Annotated in this window: 18 protein-coding genes; 8 read left to right on the forward strand and 10 right to left on the reverse strand. The window is 72.8% G+C overall.

Annotation, left to right across the window (positions count from 1 at the left end; translation table 11 throughout):
- Positions 1 to 191: 191 nt before the first annotated feature.
- Positions 192 to 848 carry a CBS domain-containing protein gene (locus tag ACFV20_RS23310; RefSeq protein WP_385659328.1) on the reverse strand — a complete coding sequence of 219 codons (657 nt, stop codon included), beginning with the start codon at positions 846 to 848 and terminating at the stop codon, positions 192 to 194.
- A gap of 231 nt (positions 849 to 1,079) precedes the next feature.
- Between ACFV20_RS23310 and ACFV20_RS23315 the strand changes: the two genes are divergently transcribed.
- The 5 genes from ACFV20_RS23315 to ACFV20_RS23335 all read left to right on the forward strand — a co-directional run bounded on the left by ACFV20_RS23315 (position 1,080) and on the right by ACFV20_RS23335 (position 6,940).
- Positions 1,080 to 1,967, forward strand: a complete 888-nt coding sequence (locus ACFV20_RS23315) for a pyridoxamine 5'-phosphate oxidase family protein (RefSeq protein WP_385659330.1) — start codon at positions 1,080 to 1,082, stop codon at positions 1,965 to 1,967.
- Between the two features lie 204 nt (positions 1,968 to 2,171).
- The gene (locus ACFV20_RS23320) at positions 2,172 to 2,756 is read left to right on the forward strand and encodes an OsmC family protein (protein WP_385659332.1); all 585 of its coding nucleotides are present in this window, start codon (positions 2,172 to 2,174) and stop codon (positions 2,754 to 2,756) included.
- Between the two features lie 139 nt (positions 2,757 to 2,895).
- Complete coding sequence (locus ACFV20_RS23325; protein WP_385659334.1) at positions 2,896 to 5,631, forward strand: cation-translocating P-type ATPase; 2,736 nt, start codon at positions 2,896 to 2,898, stop codon at positions 5,629 to 5,631.
- A complete protein-coding gene (locus tag ACFV20_RS23330) occupies positions 5,628 to 6,287 on the forward strand; it encodes a potassium channel family protein (protein WP_385659335.1) in 660 nt (219 codons plus the stop codon). Before ACFV20_RS23325 ends, ACFV20_RS23330 begins: the two co-directional genes overlap by 4 nt.
- On the forward strand, positions 6,284 to 6,940 hold the full coding sequence (locus tag ACFV20_RS23335; RefSeq protein WP_385659336.1) for a potassium channel family protein: 657 nt from the start codon (positions 6,284 to 6,286) through the stop codon (positions 6,938 to 6,940). The genes ACFV20_RS23330 and ACFV20_RS23335 overlap by 4 nt, the downstream gene beginning before the upstream one ends.
- Positions 6,941 to 6,965: 25 nt before the next feature.
- On the opposite strand, the gene ACFV20_RS23340 is transcribed toward ACFV20_RS23335, so the two are convergent.
- Positions 6,966 to 7,418, reverse strand: a complete 453-nt coding sequence (locus ACFV20_RS23340; protein ID WP_385659338.1) for a universal stress protein — start codon at positions 7,416 to 7,418, stop codon at positions 6,966 to 6,968.
- A 166-nt stretch (positions 7,419 to 7,584) separates the two neighbouring features.
- Between ACFV20_RS23340 and ACFV20_RS23345 the strand changes: the two genes are divergently transcribed.
- On the forward strand, positions 7,585 to 8,304 hold the full coding sequence (locus tag ACFV20_RS23345; protein WP_385659340.1) for a CBS domain-containing protein: 720 nt from the start codon (positions 7,585 to 7,587) through the stop codon (positions 8,302 to 8,304).
- 105 nt (positions 8,305 to 8,409) lie between these two features.
- Positions 8,410 to 8,823, forward strand: coding sequence for an Hsp20/alpha crystallin family protein (locus ACFV20_RS23350; RefSeq protein ID WP_385659342.1), 414 nt, complete (start codon positions 8,410 to 8,412; stop codon positions 8,821 to 8,823).
- Between the two features lie 90 nt (positions 8,824 to 8,913).
- Here ACFV20_RS23350 and hypE read toward each other — a convergent pair whose 3' ends face one another.
- From hypE to ACFV20_RS23390, 8 genes are read right to left on the reverse strand one after another with little or no spacing between them, the layout of a single operon-like run.
- Positions 8,914 to 9,948: a hydrogenase expression/formation protein HypE gene (gene hypE / locus ACFV20_RS23355; protein ID WP_385659343.1), complete on the reverse strand. Its 1,035-nt coding sequence runs from the start codon at positions 9,946 to 9,948 to the stop codon at positions 8,914 to 8,916.
- Positions 9,945 to 11,048, reverse strand: a complete 1,104-nt coding sequence (gene hypD, locus ACFV20_RS23360) for a hydrogenase formation protein HypD (protein WP_385659345.1) — start codon at positions 11,046 to 11,048, stop codon at positions 9,945 to 9,947. Before hypD ends, hypE begins: the two co-directional genes overlap by 4 nt.
- Positions 11,045 to 11,710 carry a CBS domain-containing protein gene (locus tag ACFV20_RS23365; protein ID WP_385659346.1) on the reverse strand — a complete coding sequence of 222 codons (666 nt, stop codon included), beginning with the start codon at positions 11,708 to 11,710 and terminating at the stop codon, positions 11,045 to 11,047. The genes hypD and ACFV20_RS23365 overlap by 4 nt, the downstream gene beginning before the upstream one ends.
- Before the next feature lie 17 nt (positions 11,711 to 11,727).
- Positions 11,728 to 13,044, reverse strand: a complete 1,317-nt coding sequence (locus tag ACFV20_RS23370) for a Ni/Fe hydrogenase subunit alpha (protein WP_385659347.1) — start codon at positions 13,042 to 13,044, stop codon at positions 11,728 to 11,730.
- On the reverse strand, positions 13,041 to 13,796 hold the full coding sequence (locus tag ACFV20_RS23375; protein WP_385659348.1) for an oxidoreductase: 756 nt from the start codon (positions 13,794 to 13,796) through the stop codon (positions 13,041 to 13,043). Before ACFV20_RS23375 ends, ACFV20_RS23370 begins: the two co-directional genes overlap by 4 nt.
- A 1-nt stretch (position 13,797) precedes the next feature.
- A complete protein-coding gene (locus tag ACFV20_RS23380) occupies positions 13,798 to 14,616 on the reverse strand; it encodes an FAD/NAD(P)-binding protein (RefSeq protein ID WP_385659350.1) in 819 nt (272 codons plus the stop codon).
- Positions 14,613 to 15,071, reverse strand: coding sequence for a Crp/Fnr family transcriptional regulator (locus ACFV20_RS23385; protein ID WP_385659351.1), 459 nt, complete (start codon positions 15,069 to 15,071; stop codon positions 14,613 to 14,615). Before ACFV20_RS23385 ends, ACFV20_RS23380 begins: the two co-directional genes overlap by 4 nt.
- Entirely contained in the window at positions 15,068 to 16,231 is a 1,164-nt protein-coding gene (locus ACFV20_RS23390; protein ID WP_385659352.1) for a 4Fe-4S dicluster domain-containing protein, read from the reverse strand. The genes ACFV20_RS23385 and ACFV20_RS23390 overlap by 4 nt, the downstream gene beginning before the upstream one ends.
- 458 nt (positions 16,232 to 16,689) lie before the next feature.
- Here ACFV20_RS23390 and ACFV20_RS23395 point away from each other — a divergent pair, with 458 nt between their 5' ends.
- Complete coding sequence (locus ACFV20_RS23395) at positions 16,690 to 17,562, forward strand: universal stress protein (protein WP_385659354.1); 873 nt, start codon at positions 16,690 to 16,692, stop codon at positions 17,560 to 17,562.
- Positions 17,563 to 17,661: the final 99 nt, after the last annotated feature.

Consider the following 17,661-nt stretch of genomic DNA (forward strand, 5'->3'; position numbering starts at 1 on the left):
GCGGGTAGCTCTCCAGCGTCCAGGCGTCCCGGCCCCTTCGATCACCACATCCGCGCCCGGCCCGTCGGCGAGTCCGGCCATGACCGCCCCGGGCAGGCGCGCCTCATCGGCTCCCACCCGGCCCGCGTCACTTGTTCCGCCACCGCCTCCCCCCACCGGGCCGGCCGGCGGGCTCAGCCGGAGGGGCCGGTTCACGGCGCTCCGTCGACCGGGCCGGTGAGGTCCGCCTCCACGGACACCACGCCGTCGACACCGCGGCACAGCCGCTCGATGACGGGAACGAGCCGACCGGTTTCCACGCGGCCCTTCAGGCTCACCCGGCCCTCGTGCACATCCACCGCGACGTCGGTGGGGGCGAGACCGAGGGTCCGGTTCAGGACGTCATGGGTGATCTCGTCGCGCAGGGCCTCGTCCCGGCGCAGGAAGACCCGCAGGAGATCGCCCCTGCTGACGATGCCGATCAGCGTGCCGGCCTCGTCGATGACGGGAAGTCGTTTGACGCCTCTGCCGTCCATCAGGCGCGCCGCCTCGACGACCGTCCAGCCCGGGCGGGCGCAGACCGCGGGAGCCGTCATCAGCTCCCCTGCCGTGGCGCCGTCGTCCGGAGGGAGGGTCCCGTTTGCATGGCCCACGGCCGACGGCAGCCCATTGGGATCCGGGCGCGCCGCCACCGTGCGGAGCAGATCGGCTTCCGACACCACTCCTATCGGCTGATCGAGGTCGTCGACCACAGGCAGGGCCGTCACGTCGTGGTCGGCCAGCAGTCCGACGACCTTCTTGAACGGTGTGTCCGGTCCGACCCGTACGACGCCACGAGTCATGAGCTCTCCGATCGTGCGGTGCTGCATGACGCACCTCCTTCAAGATCCGTGACCGACCCTGGTGTGCTGTGGCACGTCGGTCCCACGCATGGCTTCTCACCATCAGCCTGCTCCCCGGACCTGCCCGGGGGCTGGGGGCCTTCGGACGGAACGCGGGGCTGCAGGTCCCCGATCCGAGGGACCTTCGGTCCCTGGTGCAGGGGCATGGCACCCGCGTGATGCTGGAGGAAGACAGCTGTCGACGGAGAGGGCACGGCCATGCACGCCCACCTTGGCGACCGTCTGGTCGTCGAGAGCCCGGCCACCGGCGTCGTCCGGCGCGACGGGGAGATCATCGGCCTCCACCACGCGGACGGGACACCGCCGTACGACGTGCGATGGGCGGACACCGGCGACGTCACACTCGTCTTCCCCGGCCCGGACGCCCACATCCAGCAGTCCGGTGGCGGGCAGGGTCCCGCGGAGCCCACCGAGGCCGTCCGAGGCGAGTCCGGGCCCGCCGGGCCCGGCGACGTGGGCCGGCGCCTGGCAGAGCTGCGGAGACGACAGGGCCTCGGTCTGGACGAGACCGCCCGCCGCGCCCGGATGTCCCCGCACTACCTCGACTACCTCGAGACCCATGCCTCCGATCCGAGCCTCGGGACCCTGCTGCGCCTGGCCGACGCGCTCGGGACCACGCTGCTCGCACTCCAGGGCGGGGACCGGGAGCGGCCTCCCGGGCAGGGGCACGCGCTGCTCCACCCCCGGTTGCGGGAACTCGGTGAGCGGGAATGCCGCGCTTTGCTCTCGACACACGGTGTCGGGCGGATCTCGCTGAACACGGCGCACGGTCCCGCGGTGTTCCCCGTCAACTACGACGTGGTCGACGGGGCCGTCGTCTTCCGTACCGCGCCCGGTTCCGCGCCGGCCGACGCGGTCGGGAGCGAGGTGGCGTTCGAGGTCGACCACGTCGACGACGCCATGAGCCAGGGCTGGAGCGTCCTGGTGACGGGTCGCGCCCGGGCCGTCAGCGACGCCGCCGCGGTACGCCGGCTCGACGAGCGGGCGCATACGGTTCCCTGGGCCGGAGGCGGACGCCCGCTCTGGGTGTCGATCGGGATCGACCGCCTGACCGGGCGGCGCATCGCCCCCGCGGACGACACATGAGCGCACGGGCGGCCTGAGGCCGTTCGGCACCCGGCGCCGGAGCCGTTCGGCCCCGCGGCGCTCCGGCGGACGGGAGGTGCACGGGTAAAGGTCCGGCGTTGCGGCGGATTCAACAGCCGACAGGGAGCCGAGATGAAGATGAGAACGCGCTGTGGGCGCGATATCAATGTCACCCGCTTTGCCCCGCGGGGAGTGCCGGCCTCGATGGGACGCGTTGTCCTCGACACCGCTTTCACACCCCATGACGAAGGGGAGTTGTGGGCGTCGCTCACGGCGGAGGAGGCCCGGCGGCTGGCCGGGCTGCTGCTGTTCCAGGCCGCCGCGGTGGATCCACAGCCGGTCGGCGCGCCCGGCAGGGTCGACGTGGTGCCGGTCGCCGGTGACGCCTTCGAGATCCGGGTTCGCGGTCACGTGCTGACCGTGGACCAGCCGCTGCCCGACGGCGGAAAGGACACCGCACCCTCGCCGGTGGAGCTCTTCGTGGCGGCGGTCGCCTCCTGCGCCGCCCACTACGCGGGCCGCTTCCTCGACCGCCACGGCGTCGCCCGGGACGGCCTGACCGTCCGCGCCGAGTACCGCATGGCAGAGGAGCGGCCGGCACGTGTGGCAGCCCTCTCACTGGCCGTACAGGTCCCCGCTCTGAACGCGCAGCGGCTGGCAGCGCTGCGCGCGGTCGTCTCCCACTGCACCGTGACCAACACGCTGGCGCAGGCTCCGGAGATCGAACTGGACGTCCGGTGCGCGACCGAGGACCAGGCCGCCGAACAGCCCGGTGTGAGCATCGAATGATCCTCCTTCCGGCAGCTCCGTCCAGCCCTCCATGAGGATGCTCCCCCCGCAGCGGGGCGCCGCGCTCACGGAACCGCAGCCGGCCGGCTCGCGAACGCCGCCGGAGGGACACCGCCCGCTGCCGGAGAGCGCAAGAGGTGTGCAGGGCCTTCCCGCCGCCGATGTGCTGCCCGCCCTGGACAGCTCCGCCTCCGGTCTGACAGCGGACGCGGTGCACGAGCGTCGCGCGGCGCACGGTCCCAACGAACTTCCCCGCGCGCGCCGCCGCCCCGCCTGGCGTCAGCTGGCCGCCCAGTTCACCGATCTGTTCGCGATCGTGCTCATGGTGGCGTCGGGCGTCACCTTCCTCGCATACGCGCTGGAGGAGCCCCGGGAGCCGGGCACCGCGCAGCTCGCCGTGGCCATCGCCTGTGTGGTGCTGCTGAACGCGGCGATCGGCTTCGCCCAGGAGTACTCCGCGGAACGCACCGCGCAGACGCTGCAGGCGATGGTTCCGCACCGTTGCCGGGTGCTGCGCGAGGGACGACCGGGCGAGGTGCCCGTGCAGGAACTGGTGCCCGGTGACGTGGTGATGCTGGAGGCGGGGGATACGGTGCCCGCCGACTGCCGGCTCGTGGAGGCCCATGACCTGACGGTCGACAACGCGGCCATCACCGGAGAGAGCGAACCGGTGCCCCGCACGGCCGAAGCCGACACGGCGGCCGACACACTGCGAGCCCGCAACTGCGTGCACATGGGCACGGACGTGATCACCGGTACGGCCCGGGCCGCCGTCTTCGCCACCGGGCAGCACACCGAGTTCGGCCGCATCTTCCGGCTGACCGCGGCAGCCCCCCGGCAGAAGACCCCCTTGCAGCGCGAGGTCGCCTGGATGGCCCGCCGGGTCGCGCTGACGGCGCTGACGGTGGGGCTGCTGCTGTTCGCGGTCCGGCTTCCCACCGGGCAGGGCACGGTCTCCTCATTCGTCTTCGCCCTCGGCGTGATGGTGGCGCTCGTCCCGGAGGGACTGCCCGCGACGCTGTCGGTCTCGCTCGCCCTCGGCGTCCGCCGCATGGCCCGCCACCAGGCACTGGTCAAGAAACTCGTGGCCGTCGAGGCCCTCGGGTCGACCACGGTGGTGTGCACCGACAAGACCGGCACGCTCACCCAGGCCGAGATGACCGTGGTGCGGATCTGGGCCCGGGGCCGGGACCACACCGTCACCGGGGTGGGCTACGAGCCCTCCGGAGAGGTGAGCGACCCGGCGGCGGTACGGGAGCTGCTGCGGGCGGCCGCGCTGTGCAGTGACGCGCGCCTCCTGCCGCCCGCCGAGGGCACGCGCTGGCGCGTCCTGGGCGACACGACCGAAGGAGCGCTGCTGGTGGCCGCCGCCAAGGCCGGTCTCGACAGGGAAGCCGAGGAATCCGCCGCGCCGCGGACCGCCGAGCACCCCTTCGACTCCGTCCGCAGGCTGATGAGCACGGTGCACGAGGAGGGCGGAAGCCGTCGGGTACGGGTCAAGGGCGCACCGCTGGAGGTCCTGGACCGCTGCACCCACCTCGACGCCGGCGCCGCACCCGTGGCACTCACGGACACGAACCGGGCCCGTATCATCGCCGAGGCCGACCGGATGGCGGCGCAGGGCCTGCGTGTCCTGGCCGTCGCCGAACGGGAGGCGCCCGGCCCGCCCGGCGACCGCGACCGGTGCGAGCGGGACCTGACCCTGCTCGGGCTCGCCGGCCTGATGGACCCGCCCCGCGAGGAGGTGCGCGCCGCCGTCGAGGCCTGCCACCGTGCGGGCATCCGCATCGTCATGGTCACCGGAGACCATCCGCTGACAGCGGAAGCCGTGGCCCGCCGCGTCGGCATCGTCCGCACGGAGCGTCCCACCGTGGTGACCGGGGCGGAGCTGGACCAACTGGACGACCCGGCGCTGGACCGCACGGTCGCGGACGCCGGGGAACTGCTGCTGTGCCGGGTCAGCCCCGAGCACAAGATGCGGGTGGTGACCGCGTTCCAGCGCCGGGGGGAGGTCGTCGCCGTCACCGGGGACGGGGCGAACGACGCCCCTGCCCTCAAGCACGCCGACATCGGGGTGGCCATGGGCGCCTCCGGCACCGATGTCGCCCGCGAGGCCGCCGAAATGGTGCTGCTGGACGACTCGTTCGGGTCCATCGCCGTGGCCGTGCGCCTGGGACGCGCCGTCTACCAGAACATCCGCAAGTTCCTCGTCTACCTCTTCAGCCACAACATCGGGGAACTCGTGCCGATCCTCGCCGCCACCTTCACCGGCTTCCCCCTCGTCCCGATCACCGCGGTCCAGGTACTGGCCATCGACCTGGGCTCGGACGTACTGCCCGCCCTGGCGCTCGGCGCCGAACCCCCGGAGGCGGACGTCATGGACCGCCCGCCACGACCACGCCGCGAACGGCTCTTCTCGATGGCCGTGGTGCGCCGGATCCTCTTCCTCGGGGGCATCCAGGCCCTGGGCGTGTGCGCGGTGTTCTTCTGGTACGTCGGCACCTCGGGCATCCCGTTCGCCGACTTCACCGCCGACGAACCCGTGTACCGGGAGGCCATCACCCTGGTACAGGCGGGCATCGTGGTCAGCCAGTTCTTCAACGCCCTGGCCGTGCGCACCGAGCGCGAGAGCGTCTTCACAGCCGGGCTGCTCGGCAACCCACGACTCATCGCGGCCGGGCTGTTCGGCATCGCGCTCATGGCCGCGATCAGCTACGTGCCGCTCCTGCAGAGCGTCTTCCACACCGCTCCCCTCACGGCGGGCAACTGGGCTCTGCTCACGGCTGTGGGCGTCCTGCCACTGGCCGCCGACGAGATCCGCAAGATGCGGCTGCGCGCGCGCCACGCGCCCCGACGGGAAGGAGAGGTGCGATGAGGGTCGTCATCGCCGGATGCGGGCGGACCGGCTCCTTTCTGGCCGTCCGGTTGGCACGCGAGGACCACGACGTGCACGTCGTCGATCATGACGAGGCGGTCCGGCGCCGGCTGCCGGCGGGCTTCCCCGGCTCCTTCCACGTCGGCAACGGCTTCAGCCCGCGCGTCCTCGAACAGGCTGGCGCCCGGCACAGTGACGCACTCGTCGCCGTCACCTCCCGCGACAACACCAACCTGGTCATCGCCCGGACGGCCAAGGAGACCTTCCGCGTCCCCATCGTCCTCGCCGGTGTCCACGATCCGCGGCGGGTGGGCCTCTACGAGGGGCTGGGCATCCCGGCCGTGTGCGATGTGACCTGGTCGGTGCACCGTATCCACCAGTTGCTGCTGCACCGCGACCTGGAGCCCGACGCGAGCTTCGGCAACGGCGAGACGCTGCTGGTGCGTTCCGCTCTGCCGCCGTACCTCACCGGCCGGCGGCTGGCGGAACTCGAGATCGAGGGGGAGATCCGGGTGATCGAGGTGACACGCGGCGGCCGCTCCCGGCTGCCGCTGCACGCCACCACCGCCGCACCCGACGACGTCGTCACCTTCGCCGTGGCCGCGACCTCCCTGCGCAGGCTGCGCGGCTTCCTGGACAAGGAGCTGGGGACATGAACGTACTGATCGCCGGTGCGGGCCGACTCGGCACCCAGGTCGCCCAGGTGCTCGCGGCCTCCGGCAACGCCGTGACCCTGGTCGACGCCGACGAGACCCGTCTCGACGCGCTGCGCGGACGGTTCGACGCCCGGCTGGTCGCCGGTGACGGCAGCGAGGCGACCGTCCTGGACCGGGCCGGCGCCGCCCACGCCGATCTGGTGGTCGCCGCCACCGGGCGGGACGAGGACAACCTCGTCATCAGCCTGCTGGCGAAGCGGCGCTTCACCGCGCCGCGGGTCGTCGCGCGGGTCAACGACGACGAGAACACCTGGCTCTTCGACCGGCGCTGGGGTGTCGACAGCGCCGTCCCGGCGGCCACCCCGATCGTGTCCCTCATCGAGGAGGCCACGGGGGCGGCGGACACGGTGGCGCTGCTGCGGCTGAGCAGCGCGGGCGTCGGCATCATCGAGACCGCCATCACGGCGGAGTCGAAAGCCGCGGGGCGTCCGCTCGGTGACATCGCGCTCCCCGAGGGAACCCTGGTGGCGACCGTGGTACGGGAGGGCGAGCCCACCGCACCGAGTGCCACGATGGTGCTGCGGCCCGGTGACGAGTTGCTGCTCGTCTCGCACAGCGCCGGCGAGCAGGAGATCCACGCGGCGTTCCAGTGACACCGGCCCGTGCCTCGCCGCACGGTCAGTGCGCGGGATCCGCCTGCTGGCCGACGACCACGACGGGACAGGCCGCGTGCTGGGCGCAGCGCTGGCTCACGGACCCGAGCATCGCCCGGGCGAACGCGCCTCGTCCCCGGCGGCCGACGACGAGGAGTTCGGCGCCCTCCGAGGCCTGGATCAGCGCCTCCGAGGGATCGCCTTCCACCAGGTGTTCCCGCAGACGCGCCGGACGCTCGTCCGGGAAGACGGTCCGCAACTCCTCGGCGAAGCGCTCCCTCGCCTGCTGGAGATCGAAGTCGGGATCGCTCGCCGGTCCGCTGTAGCCCTGGGCGGACGGCGTGTCCCAGACGTGGATCGCCTCCACCACACCGCCGACCATGCGGGCGTAGTGCTCGGCCCACCGCAGCGCGGCATGGGAGGAGGGAGATCCGTCCACGCCCACGATCAGCCGTGGTCCTGGCTCCGAGGATTCCATGGTCGCCTCACTCAGCTGTGACCCCCGCGGGATTCACCCCCGGTCATCTCCCAGCGTCCCGCCCGCGGGCGGACCGGAGGTAGGGCCGACCGGCCCATGACGGCTCGGGGAACAGGGGCGAGGCTGGAAGTGCTGCGGAGCGTTGCCACACAGCTGGGAGGACGTCATGCACGGCTCGGTGTACACCGTGAGCGATGTGATGACGCGCACCGTCGTCGCTCTGGCCGCCGGCGCGGCCTTCAAGGAGATCGTGCGGGCCATGGAGGGGCGGCGTGTCAGTGCCCTGCCCGTCGTCGACACCGGGAATCGCGTGGTCGGCGTCGTCTCGGAGGCCGACCTGCTGCGCAAGGAGGAGTTCCGTGACAGCGCCCCCGACCGGGGGCCACGGGCCCGGCCCCCGGCGGGCCTGGACAAGGCGCGGGCCGTCACCGCCGCCGACCTGATGACCTCCCCGGCCGTCACCGTCCACCCCGGCGCCACCCTGGCCAAGGCCGCCGGCGTGATGGCCCGGCGCAGGGTCAAGCGGCTGCCCGTCGTCGACGACGACGGCGTGCTGCGCGGCATCGTCAGCCGCTCGGATCTGCTCCGGGTGTTCCTCCGGCCGGACGCGGCCATCGCGGAGGAGGTCCGGCGCGAGGTCCTCGCCGGACGGCTTCCGGACGGGATCGAGTCGATCGGCGTCGACGTCCACGAAGGCGTCGTCACGCTCACCGGGCGCGTCCGGGACACGTCTGTCGTACCGCTGGCCGTGCGCCTGGTGCGGTCCGTCGAAGGTGTGGTGGACGTCCGCAGCGAGCTCACCGGGCCCCCGCACCGCCCGGCCCTCGAACCGGACCTCGTGCAGGAGGAGGAAGCCCGACGGTCCGCCCCTCAGCCGCGTTCGTGAGCATCGCGGAGAACGGGGACCGGTCAGTCCCTGTTCCGCGGGCCCTTCGGCCCTCCCCGTGCGAACCCGTGAGCGGGAGCCTGGAGTTGTAGGAAGGAGGGTGACATGAACAGCATGCTGGAGCGACTGCCGGGCTGGCCCGACCTGTTCGGCTGGGTGGAGACGGGGCTCCCCGGGGCGCACGTCGCCCCCGGGCTGCACGGCATCCGCGTCGAGGAACACCTCGGTGACGGCACGTACGTCGTACGGGCCGAACTCCCGGGCGTCGACCCCGACAAGGACGTCGAGATCACCGTCGACGACGGGCTGCTGACGCTGCGCGCCGAGCGCACCGAGCAGACCACGGAGAAGCACCGCACCGAGTTCCGCTACGGCACCTTCGCACGAGTCCTGCGGCTTCCCGCCGGAGCGCGGGGCGACGAGGCGATCGCCGAGTACAAGGACGGTGTGCTGACCATCAAGGTCCCGGTTCCGCAGGCGAGGACGGGAACCAGGGCCATCCCGGTGCAGCACGTCTGAAGAGCGGCAGACGTCCGCACCACACCGTGTGCGCGGTCGGTGGGCACCGACCGCGCACACGGCTGAGCCCGCACCGGGCGAGGCCCCCCCTCAGCAGATGCGCGGCAGTTGCTCGCCCAGCGGCATCTCCACCACGCGCCGGGCACCGACCAGGGTGCGCAGGGTGACCCGGCCTGCCGAACCCTGGGATGCCACCTCACCGATCCGCGCCGCGGCCCGGCCCTCGGGCAGCGACCGCAGCGCGGCGAGCGCCTCGTCGGCGGCCGCCGGGGCGACGAAGGCCACCAGGCAACCCTCGTTGGCGACGACGAGGGGATCGAGACCGAGCAGATCGCAGGCCGCGGCGACGGCGCGGGGAACCGGAACGGCACTCTCGTCGATCTCCACCGGGACGCGGGAGTCACGGGCGATCTCGTTCAGGGCCGCCGCCAGCCCGCCCCGGGTCGGGTCACGCAGGCTGTGCACGTGCTCCCCGAGGGGTGCCAGGGCGTCGACCAGGTGGTGCAGGGGGCGGCTGTCGGAGGCGATGTCGCTCTCGAAACCGAGCCCTTCGCGGGTGGACAGCACGGTGGTGCCGTGGAGCCCGACCGGGCCGGACAGCAGCACGGCGTCCCCGGGGCGGGCCAGCGCGGCGGAAGGACGCAGGCCCAGATGCCGCTGTCCGATGCCCGTGGTGTTGACGAAGACCTTGTCCACAGCGCCACGGCCCACCACCTTGGTGTCACCGGTGACGACGGGCACGCCGACTTCACGAGCGGCCTTGCCCAACGAGGCCATGACCCTCCGCAGTTCCTCCAGCGGCAGGCCCTCCTCGATGATCAGGGCCACCGACAGCGCCGTTGGCCGCGCCCCCCGCATCGCCAGATCGTTGACCGTGCCGTGCACGGCTAGGGAGCCGATGTCGCCGCCGGGGAAGAACAGCGGGCTGACGACGAAGCTGTCGGTGCTGATCACCAGGTCCGGGTGGCCGGGCAGCAGGGCCGCGTCCTCCAGCGGGCCGTGCCCACCGTCGAGGGCGGGCAGCACCAGCGCGTCGAGGAGTTCGGCGGTCAGCCGCCCTCCCGCGCCGTGACCGAGCAGAACCACGTCGTCCTCGTGATGGGGAGCGGGGCAGGCGAGGGTCATGACGGAAGCACTTCCTTCGTACGGCCGGCGGCGTGGAAGGCGGCGCAGGTGCCCTCGGCGGAGACCATCGGGGCGCCGAGCGGGTGGCGCGGCGTGCAGCGGGTGCCGTAGGCGGGACAGTCCGTGGGCAGCCGGGCGCCGGTGAGTACGGCGCCGGCGATGCACTCCGGGTCCTCGACGGTGCGCAGGCCGCCGACATCGAACCTCCGCGCGGCATCGAAGCGCGCGTAGTCCCGGGCGAGTTCCAGGCCGCTGCCGGGCAGCTCGCCGATACCGCGCCAGGCGCGGTCGGTGACCCGGAACACGGTGCGGACGGCGTCCTGCGCCTCGGTGTTGCCCGAGCGGCGCACGGCACGCACGTACTGGTTCTCGACCTCCCAGCGGCCCTGCTCCAGCTGGCGCACCGCCATGAGGACGCCCTCCAGCAGGTCGAGCGGTTCGAAGCCGGTCACGACGATCGGCACGCGGTGGCGGGCGGCGATCGGCTCGTACTGACGCCAGCCCATCACCGCGCACACGTGGCCCGCCGCGAGGAAGGCCTGCACCTCGCAGTCGGGGTCCTCCAGCAGGGCGGTCATGGCGGGCGGCACCAGAACGTGACTGACCAGCATCGAGAAGTTGCGCAGCCCCAGCCGTGCGGCGTGCAGCACCGCCATGGCGTTCGCGGGGGCGGTCGTCTCGAACCCGACCGCGAGGAAGACGACCTGACGGTCCGGTCGGTCCCGGGCGATGCGGACCGCGTCCATCGGGGTGTACACGACCCGTACGTCCGCACCGCGCGCCCGCAGGGACAGCAGGTCGGTGTCCGTGCCCGGCACCCGCAGCATGTCGCCGAAGCTGGTGAGGGTCACGCCGGGCCGGGCGGCGATCGCCATCGCCCGGTCGAGGGTCTCCAGAGGGGTGACGCACACCGGGCAGCCGGGACCGTGGATCATGCGGATGCCCGCGGGCAGCAGTTCGTCGATGCCCTGGCGGACCAGGGTGTGGGTCTGGCCGCCGCAGACCTCCATGATCCGCCAGGGCGCCGTCGCGGTGCGGCGCAACTCGTCGAGCAGCCGCCGGGCGAGCGCCGGATCACGGTATTCGTCGAGGTACTTCATCCGGGGTCCCTCACCCGCAGCCCGCCGGACAGGGCCATGTCCACGTCGACGACGCCCTCGACGGAACGCACCAGGCGGGCGATGATCGGTACCAACGACGTGTCCCCGACCCGCCCGGTGAGCGTGACGACGCCGTCGGCGACGTCCACCAGGACCGGCTCCGGTGTGACCGGGAACAGGGGGCCGAGAATCTCGCGGCGGATCTCCTCGGCGATCTCGTCGTCGGTCCGCAGGAAGACCTTGAGCAGGTCGGCCCGGCTGACCACACCCTCCAGGAGCCCCTCGTCGTTGACGACGGGCAGCCGCTTCACCTTGCGCTGGGCCATGACGCGGGCCGCCTGCGCGAGGGTGGCGTCCGGATGGACCGTGACGGCCGGGGTGCTCATCAGATCAGCGGCGGTCATGCCACCCGCCTTCGCCAGATCGGACAGCCGGCGCATCTGGGTGAACCGGTCGGGGTCACTGTCGCGGAACTCCTCCTTGACCAGCAGATCGGCCTCGGACACGACGCCGATCACCCGGCCCTCGCCCTCCAGCACGGGCAGGGCGCTGACCTTCCACTCCTGCATGAGCGTGACGACATCCTTGAACGGGGCGTCACGGCCCACCGCCACGACGGTGTGGGTCATGACGTCGCTGACGATGTGCGGACTGATGCGCATGGTGTCCTCCTCGGAGCTCAGGCGCGGTCGATGGTCAGGTCGAGGAAGTGCGCCGAGCACGAGATGCACGGGTCGTGGTTGCGGATGGCCCGCTCGCACAGACGCGTCAGTTCCTCGTCGGTGGGATCACCCTCGGCGAGCGTTTGTTCGACGATCCGGACCAGGTCGTCCTCGATGGCGCCCTGGTTCTGCGCGGTGGGTGGCACCAGGCACGCGTCGGTGACGGTGCCCTCGTGGTCCAGCCGGTAGCGGTGGTAGAGCAGGCCACGCGGCGCCTCCGTGACGCCGTGCCCCGTGCCCTGACGGGGCGGTACGTCGACGTGGGGGCGGGCCGGGGGGTCGTACGCGGCGATGATGCGCAGGGCCTCGTCGACCGCGTACACCACTTCCACGGCCCGCACGAGCACCGAGCGGTAGGGGTTGCGGCAGACGGCCTCCAGCCCGGCCTCCCGGACGGCTTCGCGGGCGGTGGGCGACAGCGAGCCGCCGCTGACCGCGAAGCGGGCCAGGGGGCCCGTGAGGTGGCGCCGCCCGTCCAGGCGGGAGTGCAGGGCCGTCGAGTGCGGCACGTGTTCCTCGCGCACATGGTCGAGGAAGGCGCCGACCGGGAACTGCCGGCGGGAACCGCCCGCGCTCAGCACGCTGGGGGTGCCCTCCTCGACGGCGTACGTCAGGGGAGAGGACAAGGCCAGGAAGTCGGCGTCGAGGAAGGCGTCCGGGAAGTCGAAGCGCGCGACCATGCGGACCGTCTCCCAGGCGTCCTCGGCGGCCCGCCGCAACCGTTCCGCCAGAGGCCGGAGTTCGCCCCGCGCGGGCACCCGGTGGAAGCCGCCCAGCCGGACGTTCACCGGATGGATCGCACGGCCTCCGAGCAGCTCCAGGACGGCGTTGCCCGCCTGCTTCAGCCGCAACCCCCGCTCGACGGCCGCCCGCTGGGTGCGGGCGAGGTCGACGGCGCTGTCGCAGCCGAGGAAGTCCGGGGCGTGCAGGAGGTAGATGTGGAGGGCATGGCTCTCGATCCACTCGCCGCAGTACAGCAGCCGGCGCAGGTCGCGCACCTGCTGGTCGACCGTGACGCCGCAGGCGTCCTCGATCGCCCGGCATGCGCTCATCTGGTAGGCCACGGGGCAGATCCCGCACACCCGGGCGGTGATGTCGGGCGGCTCGGTGTGGACGCGGCCGCGCAGGAACGCCTCGAAGAACCGCGGCGGTTCGTAGATCCGCAGGTGCGCCTCCTCCACCCTGCGTCCGGCCACGCGCAGGTGCAGGGATCCCTCCCCCTCGACGCGCGCGAGCGAGCCGACGCGCAGGACACGGGAGCCACGGTGGGTCATGACCGTGCCTCCTTGTCGAAGGCGGGGGCGTTGAAGGTGCGCAGGAGGCGTTCGACGGCTCGGTCGTCCATGCCGTCGCGGTGCAGCAGCGGGATCAGGGCACGCAGGTTCGGCGACCCCGACGGGCCGAAGCAGCCGTAGCAGCCACGGCCGTACGCCGGGCAGATCGCCCCGCAGCCGGCATGGGTGACGGGGCCGAGGCAGGGGGTGCCGTGGGCCACAGTGACGCAGACGGTGCCGCGACGCTTGCAGGCGAAGCACACACTGTGGTCGGGAATGTCCGGCTTGCGTCCGGCCAGGTAGGCGGTGATCACCTCGAGGAGCTGCGCGCGGTCGACGGGGCAGCCGCGCAGCTCGAAGTCGACGGTCACGTGATCCGAGACCGGTGTCGAGGTGGCCAGGACGTCGATGTAGTCGGGCCGGGCGTACACGGCGCGGGTGAACTCCTCGACGTCGGCGAAGTTCCGCAGCGCCTGGATGCCGCCGGCGGTGGCACAGGCCCCGATGGTCACGAGGTGGCGGGACTGCGCGCGGATCTCCCGGACCCGTTCCGCGTCGGCGGGAGTGGTGACCGAGCCCTCCACCAGAGCGAGGTCGTACGGGCCGGGCTCCACCGCGCTGGACGCCTCCAGGAAGTGCGCGATACGCACCTTCCCGGCGAGCGCGAGGAGCTCGTCCTCGCAGTCCAGGAGCGTCAGCTGGCAGCCGTCGCAGGACGCGAGCTTGAACACCGCGAGCGTCGGAACGGACATGTCACAACTCCCTCACCGTGAGCAGGGGCGCGACCCGGTCCCAGCCGATCACGGGACCGTCGCGGCACAGCAGCACACCGCCGAGCTGGCAGTGGCCGCAGTGCCCGGTCGCGCAGCGCATGGTGCGCTCCAGCGAGACCCGGATGCGGTCCGCGCGCACGCCCCGGTGCAGCAGGTCGCGGGCCGCGGCACGGATCATGACCTCGGGCCCGCACACGTACGCCGTGGTGTTCTCCGGTTCGAAACGCGCGCTGTTCAGCAGCGTGGTGACGAGACCCACCTGGCCCCACCAGCCGGGGGACGGGCGGTCGACGGTGGCCCGGCAGAGCAGCGGCCCGTGCGATGCCGCCCAGGCGCGCACCTGATCGGCGTACAGAAGGTCTTCGCAGGTGCGCGATCCGACGAGCAGGTTGAGCCGCCCGTAGGCCCGGGGAGCCGCCAGCGCGGCGAGGACGAGGGGCCGCAGCGGGGCCAGGCCGATGCCGCCCGTCACCACCACGATGTCCTGACCGGCCGCCCGGTCGAGCTCCCAGCCGGTGCCGAAGGGGCCCCGCAGACCCACCTGCGAGCCCGGCCGCTGCGCGCACAAGGCCGCCGAGACGGCGCCCACGGACCGGACCGTGTGCACGAGTTCCGGGCGGCCGATGCGGGACACCGACAGGGGGATCTCCCCGACCCCGAAGGCGTACACCATGGCGAACCGGCCCGGCGCGAAGGGCTGGAGCGTCTCCTGCCCGGCGGGTGTCAGCGTGAGACTGACCGTGTCGGCCGTCTCGCGCCGCACGCCGGTCACCAGGTGGGGGACGGGGACGTCGTTCATGCCCGGCTCCCGCTCCCGTACGGGGCGTACAGGTCGAGCAGCCGGATCCGCGACGCCTGCAGCCGGTGTGCTACGACCCGGCCGACCCAGGTGGCGATCGACCGCCCGAACTCCGGGTCCCGCTCGCACAGGGCCCGTACGGTCTCGGCGTCGAACTCCCAGGCCCGCACGGGGCTGAGTGCCTCGGCGCCCAGCTGCCACACGTACGGGGCGTAGTGCCAGGACCAGCCGAGCAGCTCGCCGTGGTTCAGGGACTCGATGACGGCGGGGCGACGGCCGGGCACGTGCAGGTCGAGCAGGACGGTTCCGGTCCGGATGATCCAGAACCGGTCGGCGCGGCGGCCCTCCTCGAAGAGGCGTGTGCCGGCCTCGAAGGAGACCTCGCGGGCGTGCCTCATCAGCCGGTCGCGGTGCTCGGCGGGGAGGGCCACGGAGAGAGTGGTGGTGGAGGTCATCGTCGCGTCTCCTTCGGCTGCTCGTGTCGCGGACGGCCGGCGCGTTCCTCGTACAGCGCCGCGGCTTCCTCGGTGATGTCGATGCCGACCGGGCACCAGGTCACGCAGCGCCCGCAGCCCACGCATCCGGAGCTGCCGAACTGCTCGTACCAGGTCGAGAGTTTGTGCGTGAGCCACTGCCGGTAGCGGCTGCGTGCCGAGGCCCGCACGGGTCCGCCGTGGAGGAGGGAGAAGTCCCCATCGAAGCAGGAGTCCCACCGCAGCCACCGTTCGGCGTGGTCGCCGGTGAGGTCGGTGACCTCCTCGGTGGTGGTGCAGAAGCACGTGGGGCAGACCATGGTGCAGTTGCCGCACGTCAGGCAGCGGGCGGCCACGTCGTCCCAGCGGTCGGCCTCCAGGCTCTCGCCCATCAGCGTCCGCAGGTCCACGGGGGGCATCGCGCGCCCCATCCGGTCCCGGGCGGCGTCCACGGCCGCACGGGCGGCGTACTCCGTCTCCGCGTCGGCCGGTCCGTGCGGCACGTCGGCGAGGATGTCGCGCCCCGCCTCGCTGCCCGCACGGACGAGGAAGCGGTGACCCGCCTCGTCCAGCACCTCGGTCAGCGCGAGATCGAACCCGGAATCGGCGGCCGGACCGCCGCCCATGGAGACGCAGAAGCAGGTGGCTCCGGGCTCGGTGCACTCGGCGGCGATCAGGAAGGCACCCGTGCGCCGGGTCCGATAGCCCCGGTCCGGGTAGCGGCCGCCGGTCAGGACACGGTCCTGGATCGCGATGGCCCGCAGGTCGCAGGGACGCACGCCCAGGAAGGCGTACGACGGCTGCTCCGGGGGGTTCTCGGTGACCGTCAGGGCGCCGTCCGGCGAGCGCTCCGCACTCCACAGCTTCTCCCGTTGCGGATGCAGGAACGTCTTCCAGGACTGCGGGCCCGCGCTGTGGGCGAACACGGCACCGTCGGCGCGTGGCACGAGGCGGTAGCGTCCGGCCTCGACCTCCGAGCCCCAGCCGAACGGAAGATCATCGGCGGAGCCGATCGCGGCGAGGACGATCGCACCGTCCCGGACCGTCGGACCGATGACCGTGCGTCCCCGCGCGGCGAGGACCTGGACGAGGGCGTCCAGTCCGTCCTTGTCCAGGACGCCGGTTGCCGGGTTGTTCGACATGATCGCCTCTCCGCGTCCTGGGCCGGTCCCCTGATGCCAGCGTGTTCCACCGGGGAGTGCCGCACCACGGGCCGCCCGGGCACCCTCGTGGGGCCCTTCGGCCTTATCGGGGGCTGTGCCCGGCGCGAGTCCTGTGCCCTGCGCACGAAGGGCGGGCAGGGTGGGCGGGCACGGCGGACGGGAAGGACATCCGCTTCTCGCGGATCCTGATCGCGCGGTGCACGGCTCCGAGGCCGCTTCCCCGCGTCTGCTCCGTCCTTCCCGCCACTTCCAGCACACCACCCGGACGGCGTGGCCGCCAGGGCCGACCGGCCTCGATGACGGGTTCGGCCGGGCGGGTGGGCCGAACGGCGCCGGCCGGGGACCGGTCGCCCCTGCCGAGGACGGGGCCGAAGTGCGACCGTGAGAGGAGAAGCCCTGCCGCACGAGTGGCAGCCCGAAGGATTGGCGGTGGAATCATGGAACTGCCCCTGGTCGTTGGCGTCGACGGGTCCGACGGCAGCATCCTGGCCGTCGACTGGGCGGTGGACGAGGCCGCACGCCACGGCCTGCCGTTGCGTCTGGTCCACGGCTCCCTGTGGGAGCGATACGAGGGTGCGCTGCCGTCGCTGACGGTGCAGCGCCCGTCGGAGCGGGTGATGGCGCAGCACATCGTGGCGTCCGCCGAGGAACGCGTCCGACGGCTCAACCCCGATCTGAAGGTGTCGGCCGAGGCGGTGGCCGCCGAAGCGGTGTCGGCCCTGCTGAGCGAGGGCGACAACGCCTCCGCCCTGGTGACCGGATCGCGAGGCCGCGGAGAGCTCACGGGCGCCCTGCTCGGCTCGGTCGGCCTCGCCGTCGCGGCGCGCGCCTACTGCCCGGTCGTCGTGGTCCGGGGCGACAAGGCAGGTCTCGGCGGGACCCACGGCCGGGTCCTGCTCGCCGCCGGAGACCCCGACACGAGCCACGAGGCCGTACGGTTCGCCTTCCGGGAGGCCGAGGCGCGTGGATGCGTGCTCGACGTCGTCCGGGCCTGGCGCCGACCCGCGCACGAGAACGCCGACCGGACGGCTCCGGACGAGGAGAGCGCGGACCACGAGGCGCAGGCCTCCCACCTGGTCGACGCACTGGTCGCCGAGGCGGCGGCCGATCATCAGGCCGTCCGGGTGAACCGGGTGACGGTCGAGGGGCCGGCCCGCAGGGTGCTGGTCAACCGCTCTGAAGCCGCCGACCTGGTGGTCGTCGGCGCACGGCGCCGGTCCGGCCACTTCGGCCTCCAGCTCGGCCGGGTGAGCCACACCCTGCTGCACCACGCGGCCTGCCCGGTCGCCGTCGTCCCGCAGCGCGTCTGACGCGCCGGACGGCCGCTGACGCGCGCATGTGCGCCCCGGCGTCCCCGACACGACCTCGTTAGTGTGGGGGTCGCCGGGGCGGCGCTCGCGCCGGGGCAC

Source organism: Streptomyces sp. NPDC059696 (assembly GCF_042733745.1).
GTDB lineage: Bacteria > Actinomycetota > Actinomycetes > Streptomycetales > Streptomycetaceae > Streptomyces.